Source organism: Rahnella sp. EDr1-12 (genome assembly GCF_049206505.1).
GTDB classification, from domain to species: domain Bacteria; phylum Pseudomonadota; class Gammaproteobacteria; order Enterobacterales; family Enterobacteriaceae; genus Rahnella; species Rahnella rivi.
This window is the reverse complement of the sequence record NZ_JBLZNY010000001.1, coordinates 1,751,209-1,765,425: the sequence shown is the minus strand read 5'-3', so window position 1 is coordinate 1,765,425 and position 14,217 is coordinate 1,751,209. Positions and strand designations below refer to the sequence as shown.

Below are 14,217 nucleotides of genomic sequence, written 5' to 3'. Positions count from 1 at the left end.
GGGAAACCGACAGGCCTTTTGTTTTTCAGCGCTCAGAAATCAGTGCCCGACCGGCCAGCGATCCAGCGTGATATTGCGATCCGGCGCTTTTGCCCCAAAATCTGACAGCACCGCTTTCACATCCGGATCGATATACCCGACATTCTCCCGTTCGACCCGCACCACGCTGTTATCGGGGATCTCCGCCAGTAAGCTTTGCAGACGCGGGTTATGAAGGAACGTCAGGTTCTGATGAAAACGCATCACATAATGGTTTTCGTTGCGCGTCAGCTGCATCGCATTGTGATGACTTTTGTAAGTGCTCGACAGCAACTGCGCGAGCAGGCCGATGCCGATCCCGGCCAGCATCCCGAAGACCAGAATACCGGCCAGCGTGGCGATAAATGGCAGAAACTGCGGCAGACCAAGCCGCCACTGGGTCATGAACAACGCCGGTGAGGCCAGTTTGTAGCCGGTATACAGCAGCACCGCCGCGAGACAGGCCAGCGGAATGGTGTTGAGCATGTCACTGAAAAACATGCCGCACAGCAGCAACAGTACTCCGTGAAGCAGAATCGACACCTTGCTGCGCGCGCCGGTATTCACGTTCACCGAGCTGCGCACGATCACGGCTGTGATCGGCATGCCGCCGAGAAATCCACTGATCAGATTCCCGATCCCCTGCGCGCGCATTTCTTTGTTGGGCGAAGGCGCGGGAGTTTGCTCTTTCAGCTTTTTCAGCGCTTCCTGACTGAGCAGCGTTTCCAGGCTGGCGACCAGCGCCAGCGTGGCGGCAATCACGTAAATCTGCGGATTATTCCACGCGCTCCAGTTCGGTTTTTCCAGCTGTGAGGTGACCTCATCCACACTGTCAAATTTCGGCAGCGCAATGCGCGGCAAGGCCTGCATCGCATCCGGCACTATGCGGTCACCGAAAATCATCGCCAGACTTCCCCATAATACCGCCACCAGCGGGCCGGGCACATAGGTCATCAGTTTGATGCGCTTAAACGGCGGTGTGGTCCACAGCCACAAAATCAGCAGGGCGACAGCCGAGACAATCAGAACCGCGGGCGAGAGACTGAACGCCGGATCGCTAAAAATGCCGCGTAATCCGTCTTCACCCTGATAGCCAAGCGCGACCGGGATCTGCTGCATGATCAGCAAAATACCGATCGCCGCCAGCATGCCCTGGATCACTGAACCAGGGATGAGCGAAACAAAGCGTCCGGCTTTTATGATCCCAAAGACGATTTGCAGAACGCCCGCCAGCATCAGCGCCAGCAGCAGAGAGGAGAAGGATCCGAGCGTTTCCATGGCACCGACCACAATCGTCACCAGCCCGGCAGCCGGTCCGCTGACCGCAAAACGCGACGGGCTGAGCAGGGTGACGATGATGCCGCCGATAACGCCGGTCAGCAGGCCGACAAAAGGGGGTAATCCGCTGGCCTGGGCGATGCCAAGGCTCAGCGGCAACGCCACCAGAAACACGACAATCCCGGCCGGGATGTCGTAACGCAGGAAACTCATGTTGAGACTTTCAGAGGATTTTATCGTCATGAAGTGCTCTCCACTGCGTATGAAAAGGTGAGGATAGGGCGTGGAATGGATGCGGTCACAATGGGCTTCTCTCTGTCAGGGGGCGGCGAAAAATTCGCGATGGCCCGGTGGCGGTCAACGTCTAAAGTTAGAAATTCTTTAGTTACGATTTGAAGCTTTCTGATGCACTTTCTAACATGGTAGTCGGCAATTCCGCATAAGGAAAATCTTAGAGTGGTGAGGTGGCGATCACGGAAAACCGGGTTTGCGGCCTGAAAACCTTGATCTCACGCATGCCAAAGCCATTCCCCGCAGCAGACTATTTTTTGCCCACGTATAATCTCCGCCCTTGAATTTCTGGCTGCTAAATCACGATGTATAAGCCGTGCTTAAGCAACGTCCCCCTTTATTTCAGCGAAAACTCTTTATGCCAATCAGCCTGATCCAACCCGATCGCACCCTGTTTTCTTATCCGCGTTACTGGGCCGAATGCTACGGCACTGCGCCGTTTTTCCCGATGACCCGTGAGGAAATGGATCAGCTTGGCTGGGACAGTTGTGATGTGATCGTGGTGACGGGCGATGCGTATGTCGATCATCCGAGTTTCGGTATGGCGATCGTGGGCCGTATGCTGGAGGCGCAGGGGTTCCGCGTGGGGATCATCGCGCAGCCGGACTGGAGTAACAAAGACGATTTCATGCGTCTTGGCAAACCGAATCTGTTTTATGGGGTGACCGCCGGCAACATGGATTCGATGATCAACCGCTACACCGCTGACCGCAAACTGCGTCATGACGATGCCTATACGCCTGATAACGTCGGCGGCAAGCGGCCTGATCGCGCCACGCTGGTCTACTCCCAGCGCTGCAAAGAAGCCTACAGCGATGTGCCGGTTTTGCTCGGCGGTATCGAAGCCAGCCTGCGGCGCATTGCGCATTACGATTACTGGTCCGATACCGTACGCCGTTCAGTGCTGGTGGATTCCAAGGCCGATATGCTGATTTATGGCAACGGCGAACGCCCCCTGGTGGAAGTGGCGCACCGTCTGGCGGCGGGCGAGGCGATCACTGACATTCATGACGTGCGCAATACCGCCGTGATGCGTAAAACCGCACTGATTGGCTGGAGCGGGGTGGATTCCACCCGCCTCGATAAACCGGGTCGTATTGAGCCGATCATGAACCCGTACGGCGAAGATTTGCCCTGTTCAGAAGGCGAACTGCCCGCACCCGACGCGGCGCAGCCGGTCACCGTTCGCGCGCCGAAACCGAAGCCGTGGGAGAAAACCTACGTGCTGCTGCCGTCATTTGAAAAAGTGAAGGGCGATAAAGTGCTGTACGCGCACACCTCGCGCATTTTGCATCACGAAACTAACCCTGGCTGCGCGCGTGCGCTGATGCAAAAACATGGCGATCGCTATGTGTGGATCAATCCACCGGCGATCCCGCTGTCTACTGAGGAAATGGATGCAGTGTTTGCGCTGCCGTTCCAGCGCGTGCCGCATCCGTCTTACGGAAAGGCCACCATTCCGGCGTACGACATGATCCGTTTCTCGATCAATATTATGCGTGGCTGCTACGGCGGCTGTTCGTTCTGTTCGATCACCGAACATGAAGGGCGGATCATTCAGAGCCGTTCGGAAGAGTCGATCGTCCGCGAAATCGAAGAGATCCGCGACAATGTGCCCGGTTTTACCGGTGTGATCTCCGATCTCGGTGGCCCGACGGCCAACATGTATATGCTGCGCTGCCAGTCGCCAAAAGCCGAACAAAGCTGCCGTCGCGCCTCCTGCGTGTATCCTGAAATTTGTACGCACATGGACACCAACCATGAGCCGACCATCAACCTTTACCGCCGCACCCGCAGCCTGAAAGGCATCAAGAAAATCCTGATCGCCTCTGGCGTGCGTTACGATCTGGCGGTGGAAGATCCGCGTTATATCAAAGAGCTGGCTGAACACCATGTGGGCGGGTATCTGAAGATCGCGCCGGAGCATACCGAAACCGGGCCGCTGTCGAAAATGATGAAACCGGGTATGGGCAGTTATTACCGGTTCAAAGAGCTGTTCGACAGCTATTCGAAACAGGCCGGGAAAGAGCAGTACCTGATCCCTTATTTCATCTCGGCGCATCCGGGCACGCGCACTGAAGATATGATCAATCTGGCGCTGTGGCTGAAGAAAAACCGCTTCCGGTTGGATCAGGTGCAAAACTTTTATCCGTCGCCGCTCGCCAGCGCCACCACCATGTATTACAGCGGCAAGAATCCGCTCAATAAAGTCGATTACAAAAGTGAAGACGTGGTGGTGCCGAAGGGCGATCGTCAGCGCCGGTTGCATAAAGCGTTGCTGCGCTATCACGATCCGGTGAACTGGCCGGTGATCCGCGAAGCGCTGACCGCAATGGGTATGCGCCGTCTGATTGGCGTGCGCCCGGATTGTCTGGTGCCGCCGGACGGGTTTGATCCTCGTTTCGCTCCGCCTCGCTCGGGGATCGCTCGGCCTGCGGCGACCCGCTTTACCGCATCGAAGGCACAGGATCCGGCAAGCGGATCAGGGAAAGCACGCGCGGGGAAAAAACCGGTCGCCGCAGGGCCGGCAACAGGAAAAGCCGGAAAACCGGCGCAGGGGAAAGGTGAAAACCGGGGTGTTAGTCGAGGTAAAAGACCGGTTTAAGATCGTCACTTATCGGGCTGTTATCGGCATTGGCAGGCATCACGTCTGCCATATGCTTCCACCACTGCTGGCAGATGTCCGTTTTCGCCACCGCGTTCCATCTCTCTTCTGATTCAATTTCCACATAGCCAAACAGCAGATTGCGTTTTTCATCCAGAAAAATGCTGTAGTGATGCGCGCCGTGGGCTTTCAGCGTTTCTGCCAGTTCCGGCCATATTGGCGAATGACGACGCTGATATTCGTCGTGCGCATTGGCGTTAACCTGCATCACGAAAGATTTACGGATCATGTTTTCTCCTGCCTGGTTTGCCTCCTCCCTCTGCAAAGAGGGAGGAGTAAAGAAATCGCCCCTGGTTTTTCACTCTTCGCAGAGTAAAAAGCGAAAAATTACATCGCCTTCAGATACAACTCGCGCACTTCTTCGCGCGTCGGCGTCCTCGGATTGCATGGCGCGCACGGGTCTGCCAGCGCTTTGTCCAGCCAGCCTTCAATGTCGGCCTCCTGAATCCCCAGCGCTTTGAAACCGGACGGGATCCCCACACGTGCCGACAATTGACGAATCGCATCAATGGCCGCGATGCTTGCCTGTGTTTCACTGATGCTTTGCGTATGTACGCCCATCGCCCGGGCGATATCGGCAAAGCGGTGCGGGGCAGCAGCGCGGTTAAATTCTTCGACGACCGGCAACAAAATCGCATTACAAACGCCGTGCGGCAAATTGTGTGTCGCGCCCGGCTGATGCGCCATGGCATGAACGAGGCCAAGACCGGCGCTGTTAAACGCCATGCCTGCCAGATATTGCCCCTGTGCCATTTTCTCACGCGCTTCAAGATTATCGCCGTGATCCACCGCTTTTGGCAGCCATTGGGTAATGGTTAAAATCGCGGCCAGCGCGGTCGGATCCGTCAGCGGATGCGCGCCGAGTGACACATAGGCTTCAATGGCGTGGGTCAGCGCGTCCATGCCGGTGGCTGCGGTCACATCCGCCGGGATCTTCAGCATTACCGAAGGATCGTCCACGGCGATATCCGGGATCAGGTTGGCATCGATGATCACTTCTTTCACCTGACGCTGGCTGTCGATGATCACTGCATTGCTGGTGAGTTCTGCCGCTGTGCCCGCTGTGGTGTTGATGGCCACCAGAAAAACGCCTGGTTTAGTAACTTTACCCACACCGGAATACATCGTGGCGGGCCCAGGATTGGCGGTCAGAATTTTAATGCCTTTGGCGGTATCAATCGGGCTGCCGCCGCCGAAAGCGATCAGGTAATCGCAATGATTGTCCTGAAACAGACGCAAGCCTTGATCAACATGGGCGGAAGTGGGATTGGGCACGACGCCACCGTACAGGGCGTAGGGCAATCCCGCTTGTTTGAGTGCGTGGAATAAACTTTCAAGCAGGCCGAGTTCGACTAACTGGCCGTCGGTGACGATCAGCGCTTTGCCCGGTTGTCGGGTTGCCAGCATCGCCACCATATCTTCGATTGCGCCCTGGCCGTGGAGGCTGATTTTAGGAAGTGCCAACATAAAACTCATAAAAAATCCCTCTAAGAGTAAATAGAACTGATGTTCTGTGTGGCGATGCTCCCGGGTCTTTGCCCGTTCTTGCTACGGGGAACATCCTCTGTTCCCCGTGCAGGATTTATCGTGTCCGGAGCAGCAACCGCCGGATCAGGCTTTCAGTGCCGCCTCGAAAGGCGTGACCTCAAAACGTTTGCCGAGGGCAATCAGTTCGTCGGTCTGAATGGTCTGTTTCATGCCCCCCATGGAAATCACTTTGACCAGAATTTCTGCCGATTTTTCGGCGGTGTCGATCAGGCCAAAGGCGTCATCCAGCGTCGGACCGCAGCCGAAGATACCGTGGAAAGCCCACAGCACCAGGCTGTGATGTTGCATCTGATCGGAAGTGGCGGCGCCAATGCCGTCGGTGCCCGGCACCATCCACGGCACAATGCCCACGCCGTCGGGGAACACCACCAGACATTCGGTGCTGCATTCCCACAGCTTGCGGGTGATTTTGGCGCTGTCGAGTTCCAGCACGTAGGTCAGTGCGATCAGGTTGGTGGCGTGACAATGCATGATCACCCGGTCCTGCCCGTTCGTGACACGTTTACGTACGGCGTGAGATTGCAGGTGTGACGCCAGTTCCGAGGTCGGCAGGCCGCCTGCGGTCAGGCCCCACAGAATTTTGTAGCTGGCGCCTTTGTCATCGAGCTGAATCACGGTCAGCGCTTCCGAAGGAGCGAGCTGCACGTTACGGAAGAACTTCCCGGAACCGGTGACGATGAAGTATTCATTCGCCAGATCCGGCGCATGTTGAGTCAGTTCCACCGTGCGGGGTTGGGCGTAAAAATCATTTTTGTAGGGGGCAATATCTTCCGGTAACAAACGCATGCTGACGTTACCGCCGTTACGCTCATCCCAGCCTTTCAGCCACATATCTGTGGTTGCTTTAACCATGCCCTGTACAAACCACGCGCTAAATAATGTTTTCATCAGTTCTTTCCTGCGAATAAGGTGAATGCGTTTCTGGTGTGATAATCGATGGTTAACGTTTTGCCAGCACGCTGGTTTCGTAGTGGCGGACGGCATCCAGCCACTGGCCGCCCACCGGCACGTCGTGACGCTGGCAATACATGTCCCAGACCGCCTGCCACGGCAGCGATTTCTGTTCTTCCAGCAGGGCCAGGCGCGCAGTGTAATCGCCTTCGGTTTCCAGCTTTTTCAGTAATTCGGTCGGCTCCAGCAGGGCTTTCAGCAGTGCTTTTTTCATGTTGCGCGTGCCGATAACCCAGGCGGCGATGCGGTTGATGGAAGCATCGAAGAAATCCAGCCCGATATGCACGCGGTTGAACAGATTGTGACGAACGATTTCGCTGGCGATGGCCTGCGTTTCGTCGTCAAGCAGTACCACGTGGTCGCTGTCCCAGCGCACAGGACGGCTGACGTGCAGCAGCAGGCGCGGCACATACAGCATGGCGGCGGAAATTTTGTCGGAAATCACTTCTGTCGGGTGGAAGTGACCGGCATCGAGGCACAGCGCAGTGCCGCGGCTGGCGGCGTACCCGAGATAGAATTCGTTGGAGCCGACGGTGTAGCTTTCAGAACCGATGCCGAATAATTTGCTTTCGACCGCGTCGATGTGTTCGGTGAGCGCAAACTTCTCAGAAATCACTTCATCAAGCGCACTCATCAGGCGCTGGCGCGGTGCCAGACGATCGACGGTGACGTCTTTCATGCCGTCCGGCACCCAGATATTCATCACTGACGGCGTGCCGAGCGCGCGGCCAAACGAGGCGGATACGCGGCGGCTGGCCTGACAATGTTCGATCCAGAACTGACGGACTTCAGGGTTGGCGCTGGAAAGAGTAAACCCGTCGGCGCTCATCGGGTGTGAGAAACATGACGGGTTGAAATCCAGACCCAGTTTGTTTTTCTTCGCCCAGTCTACCCAGCCGGTAAAATGCTTCGGTTCGATTTCGTTACGCGGCACCGGCGTGTCGGATTCCAGGTAAATAGCGTGCAGGTTCAGACGATTAGGGCCGGGGATCATGGAGATCGCCAGTTCTAAATCTGCCCGCAGTTGCTGCGCATTTCGCGCTTTGCCGGGATAGTTGCCGGTCGCCTGGATCCCCCCGGTGAGGCCGCCTTCCGGGTTCTCAAAGCCCGCGACGTCATCCCCCTGCCAGCAATGGATGGAAACCGGCAGAGTATCGAGTTGGGTGATTGCGGCTTCGGCATCAATGCCCAGCTGCGCAAAGCGTTCTTTAGCAAGCGTCCATGCGTGATCGATAGATGAAGTCATACTGCGAGCTCCTCATTGACGTGACAGAGCGCCTCAAAACGGCGCCAGTGAATAGCGAAATCCGCGTGAACACGGGGAATGTAATGGTGCTGTTCGAAGTTCGAGGCCACGATACGACGAAATTCAGCGGTGTCTTTAACGGCGTTGAGCGCCATCAGCTGGCAGCCGATATTGCCGAGCGTAGAGGCTTCAACCGGCCCGGCGCTGACGTTGACCTGACAGACGTCGGCACACAGCTGGTTGAGGAACTGGTTCTGGCTGCCGCCGCCAACAATATGGATATCTTCCAGCGGCGCGCCCTGTAAATCAGCCAGTTGCAGGGCGATTTTGCGATACAGCATGGCCAGACTGTCGAAAATACAACGCGCCAGTTCGGCCGGTGATTCCGGCACCGGTTCGCCAACCTGCTGGCAGGCTTCGCGGATGGCATTGACCATCGACGGCGGATTGATAAAGCGGTCTTCGTTCGGATTGATCAGGTAAGTGAACGGGGGAATGTTTTTTGCCAGTGTGATCAGTGAAGGCAAATCCTGAATCCCCAGTTCCCGGCAAACCCGCTGGAACAGCCACAGCCCCATAATGTTGCGCAGCACCCGATAACTGTCGTTGATGCCGCCTTCATTGGTGATGTTGTCGTGCAGCGCCTTCGTCTGGTTGAACGCTTTAGGACTTTCGATGCCCATCAGCGACCAGGTGCCGGAGCTGAGATAGGCGCTGTGCGGGCCGGTCAGCGGTGCGGCGACCACGGCGCTGGCGGTATCATGCGAAGCGACGCTGATAACCGGCACGCTGCGCCCGCGCGGGCTGTGCCAGACTCCCTTTGAGTTTCCCGGTTGCGTCGGTTTTTGCAGCCAGCGGCGTGGAACACCCGCCAGTTTCAGCAGATCCTCATCCCAGTCACCGGTGGTGATATTCAGCATTTGCGTGGTGCTGGCGTTGGTATATTCCCAGTTCAGCGCGCCGGTCAGGCGGTAATGGAAATAGTCGGGGATCATCAGCAGATGTGCGGCTGTGTTCACGACCTCGGGCTGTTGTTCGGTCAGCGCCCGCAGCTGATAAAGCGTGTTGAACGGCATAAACTGGATGCCGGTTTTCTGATAAATGGTGTGGCGGCCTGCCTGCTTTTCCATCCGCGCCATGACGCCTTCGGTGCGGCTGTCGCGATAGGCCACGGCTAAACCCACCCGCTGGCCCTGTTCGTCGAGCAGCACGTAATCCACCCCCCAGGTATCGATGCCAATACCATCGAGCGGGACGCCGGAAGAATCCAGACGGTTCAGTCCTTCCAGAATGTGCTTTTCAAGGTCATCCAGATCCCAGGTATCGTGGCCGTCAACGTGCTTCAGAGTATTTGGAAAACGGTGAATTTCTGTCAGCGTCAGCGTTGCGGCTGAATCGGGATCCTGGCGGGTAAACGTGGCCAGCATTACACGGCCGCTGGAGGCACCGAGGTCAATAGCGGCAAGATGGTGAGTTCTCATAGCGGCCATTCCTTGTTGAATATGCTGGCCAGTGTAGGGGAGGTGGGGCGGGGGCACCTTCCGGTGATTGCCACGGGTTTTAACCGGATGGCAGCATTAAAAAGGTAGATGCGAGGCAGATCACAGTTCAGCCCAAAGACCTGCGGACGGCGATGATGAAAACGGCAGGTAACGCGAACACAGCGATTGTGATCCTCGCCGCAGATCTGCATCACCACAGGGGGAATCTTGAAAAAATGACCGTTTATGCCGTTTTTAGCGCCGCGGTTTGAAGGTAAGACGGCATGGCACAGGGTAGGGTGGGTTCCCCGAAGCACATGAATGTCTAAACCGGAGGCGATCCAATGACGTTACTGAAGGGTGATGATTATTTTGCGGCACCTGAGCTGACGGTGACCGTTGAGCGACGTCTTCCGCAAAGCGTATTCCCGGAGCACTACCACGATTTCCACGAGATTATGCTGGTGGAAAGCGGCTCCGGCGTGCACATCTTTAATGACAATCCCTATACGCTGACGGCCGGCACGGTGTGTTTTGTGCGCGCAAGCGATCACCATTTGTTTGAAAACGTGGAGAATCTGCGGCTCACCAACGTCCTTTTTCGTTCGCCAAAAGCATTCCGGTTTATTCAGGACGTCGGCCATTTTCTGCCACAGGAGCATCATTATCAGGCACAGATCCACTGGCAACTCAGCCCGCACGTGGTCGTGCAGGTGCTGGAGTGTATTGCGCAGCTGGAAGCGCTGCCGGACAGCATTGAAATGGAGCATATCGCCACGCGTGAAAGCCTGTTCCTGCAGTTGCTGATCCTGCTTTATCAGGATTGTTTCCAGCCACAATTGCGAGACACCTCTGAAAACAAAGTCAATCAACTGTTGCAATGGCTCCAGTCACATTACAGTGAAGAAGTTAACTGGACTGAAGCCGCAGACCGTTTTTCTCTGGCGCTGCGCACCCTGCACCGGCAGATGAAGCATTACACCGGCCTGACGCCACAACGGTACCTCAACCGTCTGCGTTTGCTGGAGGCGCGCCGTCGTTTACATCACAGCGATCAGAGCATTACCGATATCGCCTATGCCTGCGGGTTCAGTGACAGTAACCATTTTTCGACGCAGTTCCGTCGGGAATTTTCGGTGTCGCCAAAACTCATGCGTGACCAGTTACGTTAAGCGGCACCTCTCGCGGCCTCAGGAATTATCAGCCTGAGCCGCCTCGTTTATTTTGTGGTCAAACGGGTTGAGATTGCTGCTATGTCGCTGAAACTGAATAAAAATGATTTCTTTCTGACCGGAATGAATTCCGTCGTGGTGGCAGAGCGCCATCCTCAGGCGGATTTTCCCAGTCACGACCACGATTTTGATGAGCTGGTGATTGTCTGGCGCGGAAATGGTGTCCACATCTGGAACGATATCCCTTATCCCATCACCTGCGGCGATCTGTTTTATATCAACGCCAAAGACCGACACAGCTATGAATCCGTCAATATGCTGGCCCTGGATAACGTGTTGTATTGCCGCGAGCGTTTCGGGCTGGCGGCCGACTGGGCGCACCTGTTGCCCGGCGAAAGTGTCAGTCAGGAACAGCGTTACTGGCGGCTGAGTACGCTGGGCATGTCGGTGCTGCGCGATAAAGTCGATGAGCTGGCGAAAGAGTGCATGAAATCTGAAGCGCTGTCGGTGCAACTCAGTGAGGCTTTGCTTATGCAGCTGGCGCTGTTGCTGCTGCGTTTTCGTCATCAGCCCGACAGCGGCGTGCTGCCGGATGCCCATCAGCTGGATTTATTGCTGATGGCGCTGCGGGCAGGTATTTCAGCCCCTTTCCATCTGGAAACCTTTTGCCGTCAGCATCAGCTCAATCCCCGCGCTCTGCGCGCTTTGTTCAAGCAGCATACCGGCATGAGTGTGACCCATTACCTGCGCCAGTTGCGGATTTGCCGGGCGATGAGTTTGCTGCGTTATGGCAACATGGCGATAAGCGATGTGGCTGCGGAATGCGGCTTTGATGACAGTAATTACTTTTCGGTGGTGTTTAACCGCGCCTGTGGCGTTTCGCCGCGTGATTACCGGCAACGCTTTACCGGCCATGCAGTCAAATCGCCGGAAGGGGAATACGCCGAGGTAAACCGCCTCTGAAGGCCGATGATAAGCATGTTAAAACAATAAATTAGGATGGCGTGCCGGTGAGGCGTTCACGGTTTAATGGCGGGATGATCAGCAGACGCTTGGCAGGTGTTTAGTGCTATAGGATTATCTTTATGTTTCATTTTTTTTCTAAAACTCAGAAAAGGATTCTGAGTCATTGAACAATATAAAACAGAATTGAAAATCACCTCTCTCCAGACATTAATTAGAATAAAGCGATGATTTACTTTTCTATGGTCCTCTTTTATCTGCTGCGGATATGAATGGTTATGCATTAAAGATGAATGCCTGCCCAAAGCTGATAAATTTGAGTGGGCAGGAAAGTCAAAGGGATAACATTAATAACAATAAGCGTATTGTTATTAATGTTACTTTCAGGCCATTTTCTCTTCACTCAACGTCTGCTGTTGTTCAGTCACTTCCCAGGCATAAAGTATTTTATTGCGGCCACTGTTTTTAGCGTTATACAGCGAGACATCAGCCTGACTGAGAGCATTATTAAAATCTCCCTCTTCCAGCGCGGCCAACCCTGCGCTCACCGTGACATGCGTGGACACCTCGGCGTTAAACAGATGCGGAATATTCAGACCCAGCACTTTATTTTGGATCCGCTCGGCCATGCGGATGGCGTGTTCCTGTTTAACGTTAGACATCAGCACCAAAAACTCTTCCCCGCCGTAGCGAACGACCACATCGCGCGAACGCACGGCGTCGCGAATGGCTGCGGAGACCCTGACCAGCGCCTGATCGCCCATGCTGTGGCCGTAATTGTCGTTGTAAGCTTTAAAGTGATCAATATCGAGCAGCATCACGTAATGACCCGAGGCCTGACTCAGCAGGCCCTCCAGCTTATTCTGTAACCCGCGCCGGTTGTACAGGCCGGTGAGTGGATCAAGCATACTCAGGTCGCTGAATTTTTCCCTTTCGCTGTAAAGGTTTGACAGCATCCGGCGGGTAAATTCATCGCTGCGCCGCAGCATCAGATGGTGCAGCCACAACCCAATCAGCGGCAGGGAGACGGAAAACATGATGCGGCCGATATGCTGAAAATCATCTAAAAAGACCACGCACAGAGTGGAAGGTACCGCGTGGAGGCAAAAAGCGAGGAAATTATCAGACAGCGCAATGGCGCTGATAAAGAAAATACTGAGTAAACTCACCAGAAGGTAGTTTTTATCTAAATGCCCGACTTCTTCAAACCGCAAAGCAATTAACCACGCCCACAGTAATCCGATAATGACAGAGCACATATTCAAATGGGCAGAGTAATTTTTCTTTGTGAAAAAAGAAAATACTAAACCTGCACCGCAGAGTACAAAGATCAGAACCAGCGGGAAAGGAGTGGCAACCGCATTATCCGGCGGATCAACCATAGAAAATAGCGCAGTAGCACTATTTAAAAAAAAGAATAGCAACATAACCAGTCGATGTTTGCTTTTTAGCAACTCATCATAGGAATGAGATATCATCAAATTCACTCTATTTATTGTGTTTGTTGTCTGAATAGATAAAGAATCTTATCGCCCAATGCCGTTAATTAAATCCTTACAGGCAGGCCAATGGTTTTAATGCGTAATTATTAGATTTCTATGAATGTATTTTTCATGTGTATTTTTTAAGGCGTTAAAACTAGCACTTTTGTACGCAGGTGTCACCTCGCCAGGGGCGTGCGCAGCAAATAGATGGTAAATGAGAAAAAATCCTATATGATATTGGTTCTCATTATCATTGTTTGGAGCAGGGTTATGATAGCGGCGATTGTCATGGCATGTGGGATCTGGGCGGTTGTGTGGGTGCTGGGTAAGCGTCTGACCAGCGGCTGGGGCGTTTTATTGCCTTGTGCACTGATGCCGTTGCTGGCGATGGCACATATGACGCTCGATCAGCTCCGCGTACTGGTCGTGGTCGCGATGCTGGTTACCCTGGTGATGCTTTTTCATCGGACATTGCGCCATTACATGTTGTTACCATCATTTATGGCACTGGCGGGTGGTCTGGCCGCGGTGACGCTGAATTTTAGTCTATAGTCATAAGTGATTGTTATAAAAAAGGAACGAAAAGAGATGAAAAGCAGGAAACACAGTAAAGCCGCAGGGATTTTTTATTTTTTAAAAGCGAGAGAGTTAATGCAGGAAGGAAAAACCGGAGAACAGAATCATGTGGTGCGAAGAGAGGGACTTGAACCCTCACGTCCGTAAGAACACTAACACCTGAAGCTAGCGCGTCTACCAATTCCGCCACCTTCGCACAGATGAATTCTGCTTACTGCTTGATTTATATCACCGGTTTGGTGCGAAGGGAGGGACTCGAACCCTCACATCCGAAGGACACTAACACCTGAAGCTAGCGCGTCTACCAATTCCGCCACCATCGCGTACCGTGCCGTGCAATATAAATCTTGTGATTGTATTGGTGCGAAGGGAGGGACTCGAACCCTCACATCCAAAGGACACTAACACCTGAAGCTAGCGCGTCTACCAATTCCGCCACCATCGCGTTCCAATTGATTACTGTGGTGACGCATTCATCAGAATGTCATCAGCAAGTAACACAACCACGGGGGCGAATTCTAGAGATTTTCCCACAGCCGTCAAC

Annotated in this window: 12 protein-coding genes and 3 tRNA genes; 5 read left to right on the top strand and 10 right to left on the bottom strand. The window is 54.4% G+C overall.

What is annotated here, in order from left to right; translation table 11 throughout:
- Positions 1-39: 39 nt before the first annotated feature.
- On the bottom strand, positions 40-1,539 hold the full coding sequence (locus ACO0U8_RS08135) for a SulP family inorganic anion transporter (protein WP_056776612.1): 1,500 nt from the start codon (positions 1,537-1,539) through the stop codon (positions 40-42).
- 406 nt (positions 1,540-1,945) lie between these two features.
- Between ACO0U8_RS08135 and ACO0U8_RS08130 the strand changes: the two genes are divergently transcribed.
- On the top strand, positions 1,946-4,192 hold the full coding sequence (locus tag ACO0U8_RS08130; RefSeq protein WP_217204437.1) for a YgiQ family radical SAM protein: 2,247 nt from the start codon (positions 1,946-1,948) through the stop codon (positions 4,190-4,192).
- Here ACO0U8_RS08130 and rhaM read toward each other — a convergent pair.
- The 5 genes from rhaM to rhaB all read right to left on the bottom strand — a co-directional run bounded on the left by rhaM (position 4,167) and on the right by rhaB (position 9,478).
- Positions 4,167-4,481: an L-rhamnose mutarotase gene (gene rhaM, locus ACO0U8_RS08125; RefSeq protein ID WP_056776618.1), complete on the bottom strand. Its 315-nt coding sequence runs from the start codon at positions 4,479-4,481 to the stop codon at positions 4,167-4,169. The genes ACO0U8_RS08130 and rhaM overlap by 26 nt on opposite strands.
- Positions 4,482-4,579: 98 nt before the next feature.
- Positions 4,580-5,728: a lactaldehyde reductase gene (gene fucO / locus ACO0U8_RS08120; protein ID WP_421670589.1), complete on the bottom strand. Its 1,149-nt coding sequence runs from the start codon at positions 5,726-5,728 to the stop codon at positions 4,580-4,582.
- Positions 5,729-5,863: 135 nt separating this feature from the next.
- Positions 5,864-6,688: a rhamnulose-1-phosphate aldolase gene (rhaD, locus tag ACO0U8_RS08115; protein ID WP_056776624.1), complete on the bottom strand. Its 825-nt coding sequence runs from the start codon at positions 6,686-6,688 to the stop codon at positions 5,864-5,866.
- Positions 6,689-6,740: 52 nt separating this feature from the next.
- Positions 6,741-7,997 carry an L-rhamnose isomerase gene (locus ACO0U8_RS08110; protein WP_122094272.1) on the bottom strand — a complete coding sequence of 419 codons (1,257 nt, stop codon included), beginning with the start codon at positions 7,995-7,997 and terminating at the stop codon, positions 6,741-6,743.
- Positions 7,994-9,478 (bottom strand): rhamnulokinase, encoded by a 1,485-nt coding sequence (gene rhaB / locus ACO0U8_RS08105; RefSeq protein WP_421670588.1) that lies wholly within the window; start codon positions 9,476-9,478, stop codon positions 7,994-7,996. The genes ACO0U8_RS08110 and rhaB overlap by 4 nt, the downstream gene beginning before the upstream one ends.
- A 344-nt stretch (positions 9,479-9,822) precedes the next feature.
- Here rhaB and rhaS point away from each other — a divergent pair, with 344 nt between their 5' ends.
- Both rhaS and rhaR read left to right on the top strand, forming a co-directional pair.
- Positions 9,823-10,650 carry an HTH-type transcriptional activator RhaS gene (gene rhaS, locus ACO0U8_RS08100; protein ID WP_056776633.1) on the top strand — a complete coding sequence of 276 codons (828 nt, stop codon included), beginning with the start codon at positions 9,823-9,825 and terminating at the stop codon, positions 10,648-10,650.
- A gap of 81 nt (positions 10,651-10,731) precedes the next feature.
- A complete protein-coding gene (rhaR, locus tag ACO0U8_RS08095) occupies positions 10,732-11,613 on the top strand; it encodes an HTH-type transcriptional activator RhaR (protein WP_122094598.1) in 882 nt (293 codons plus the stop codon).
- A 383-nt stretch (positions 11,614-11,996) separates the two neighbouring features.
- Here the strand turns inward: rhaR and ACO0U8_RS08090 are convergent, their stop codons facing one another.
- Positions 11,997-13,091, bottom strand: a complete 1,095-nt coding sequence (locus tag ACO0U8_RS08090) for a GGDEF domain-containing protein (RefSeq protein ID WP_421670587.1) — start codon at positions 13,089-13,091, stop codon at positions 11,997-11,999.
- A 276-nt stretch (positions 13,092-13,367) separates the two neighbouring features.
- Here ACO0U8_RS08090 and ACO0U8_RS08085 point away from each other — a divergent pair, with 276 nt between their 5' ends.
- Both ACO0U8_RS08085 and ACO0U8_RS08080 read left to right on the top strand, forming a co-directional pair.
- Positions 13,368-13,649: a DUF1435 domain-containing protein gene (locus ACO0U8_RS08085; protein WP_056777204.1), complete on the top strand. Its 282-nt coding sequence runs from the start codon at positions 13,368-13,370 to the stop codon at positions 13,647-13,649.
- Between the two features lie 36 nt (positions 13,650-13,685).
- Positions 13,686-13,820, top strand: a complete 135-nt coding sequence (locus tag ACO0U8_RS08080; RefSeq protein ID WP_256370236.1) for a hypothetical protein — start codon at positions 13,686-13,688, stop codon at positions 13,818-13,820.
- Here ACO0U8_RS08080 and ACO0U8_RS08075 read toward each other — a convergent pair.
- The 3 genes from ACO0U8_RS08075 to ACO0U8_RS08065 all read right to left on the bottom strand — a co-directional run bounded on the left by ACO0U8_RS08075 (position 13,783) and on the right by ACO0U8_RS08065 (position 14,118).
- A tRNA-Leu gene (locus ACO0U8_RS08075) sits at positions 13,783-13,869 on the bottom strand. The genes ACO0U8_RS08080 and ACO0U8_RS08075 overlap by 38 nt on opposite strands.
- 41 nt (positions 13,870-13,910) lie before the next feature.
- Positions 13,911-13,996, bottom strand: a tRNA-Leu gene (locus ACO0U8_RS08070).
- Positions 13,997-14,032: 36 nt separating this feature from the next.
- Positions 14,033-14,118 (bottom strand) — tRNA-Leu (locus ACO0U8_RS08065).
- Positions 14,119-14,217: the final 99 nt, after the last annotated feature.

Excerpts from the sequence above, each read along its gene's own strand:
- rhaB (WP_421670588.1), bottom strand. The coding sequence starts at position 9,478 with ATGAGAACTCACCATCTTGCCGCTATTGACCTCGGTGCCTCCAGCGGC.
- ACO0U8_RS08090 (WP_421670587.1), bottom strand. The coding sequence starts at position 13,091 with ATGATATCTCATTCCTATGATGAGTTGCTAAAAAGCAAACATCGACTG.
- rhaM (WP_056776618.1), bottom strand. The coding sequence starts at position 4,481 with ATGATCCGTAAATCTTTCGTGATGCAGGTTAACGCCAATGCGCACGAC.
- ACO0U8_RS08085 (WP_056777204.1), top strand. The coding sequence starts at position 13,368 with ATGATAGCGGCGATTGTCATGGCATGTGGGATCTGGGCGGTTGTGTGG.
- fucO (WP_421670589.1), bottom strand. The coding sequence starts at position 5,728 with ATGAGTTTTATGTTGGCACTTCCTAAAATCAGCCTCCACGGCCAGGGC.
- ACO0U8_RS08110 (WP_122094272.1), bottom strand. The coding sequence starts at position 7,997 with ATGACTTCATCTATCGATCACGCATGGACGCTTGCTAAAGAACGCTTT.
- rhaR (WP_122094598.1), top strand. The coding sequence starts at position 10,732 with ATGTCGCTGAAACTGAATAAAAATGATTTCTTTCTGACCGGAATGAAT.
- rhaD (WP_056776624.1), bottom strand. The coding sequence starts at position 6,688 with ATGAAAACATTATTTAGCGCGTGGTTTGTACAGGGCATGGTTAAAGCA.
- rhaS (WP_056776633.1), top strand. The coding sequence starts at position 9,823 with ATGACGTTACTGAAGGGTGATGATTATTTTGCGGCACCTGAGCTGACG.
- ACO0U8_RS08080 (WP_256370236.1), top strand. The coding sequence starts at position 13,686 with ATGAAAAGCAGGAAACACAGTAAAGCCGCAGGGATTTTTTATTTTTTA.
- ACO0U8_RS08130 (WP_217204437.1), top strand. The coding sequence starts at position 1,946 with ATGCCAATCAGCCTGATCCAACCCGATCGCACCCTGTTTTCTTATCCG.
- ACO0U8_RS08135 (WP_056776612.1), bottom strand. The coding sequence starts at position 1,539 with ATGACGATAAAATCCTCTGAAAGTCTCAACATGAGTTTCCTGCGTTAC.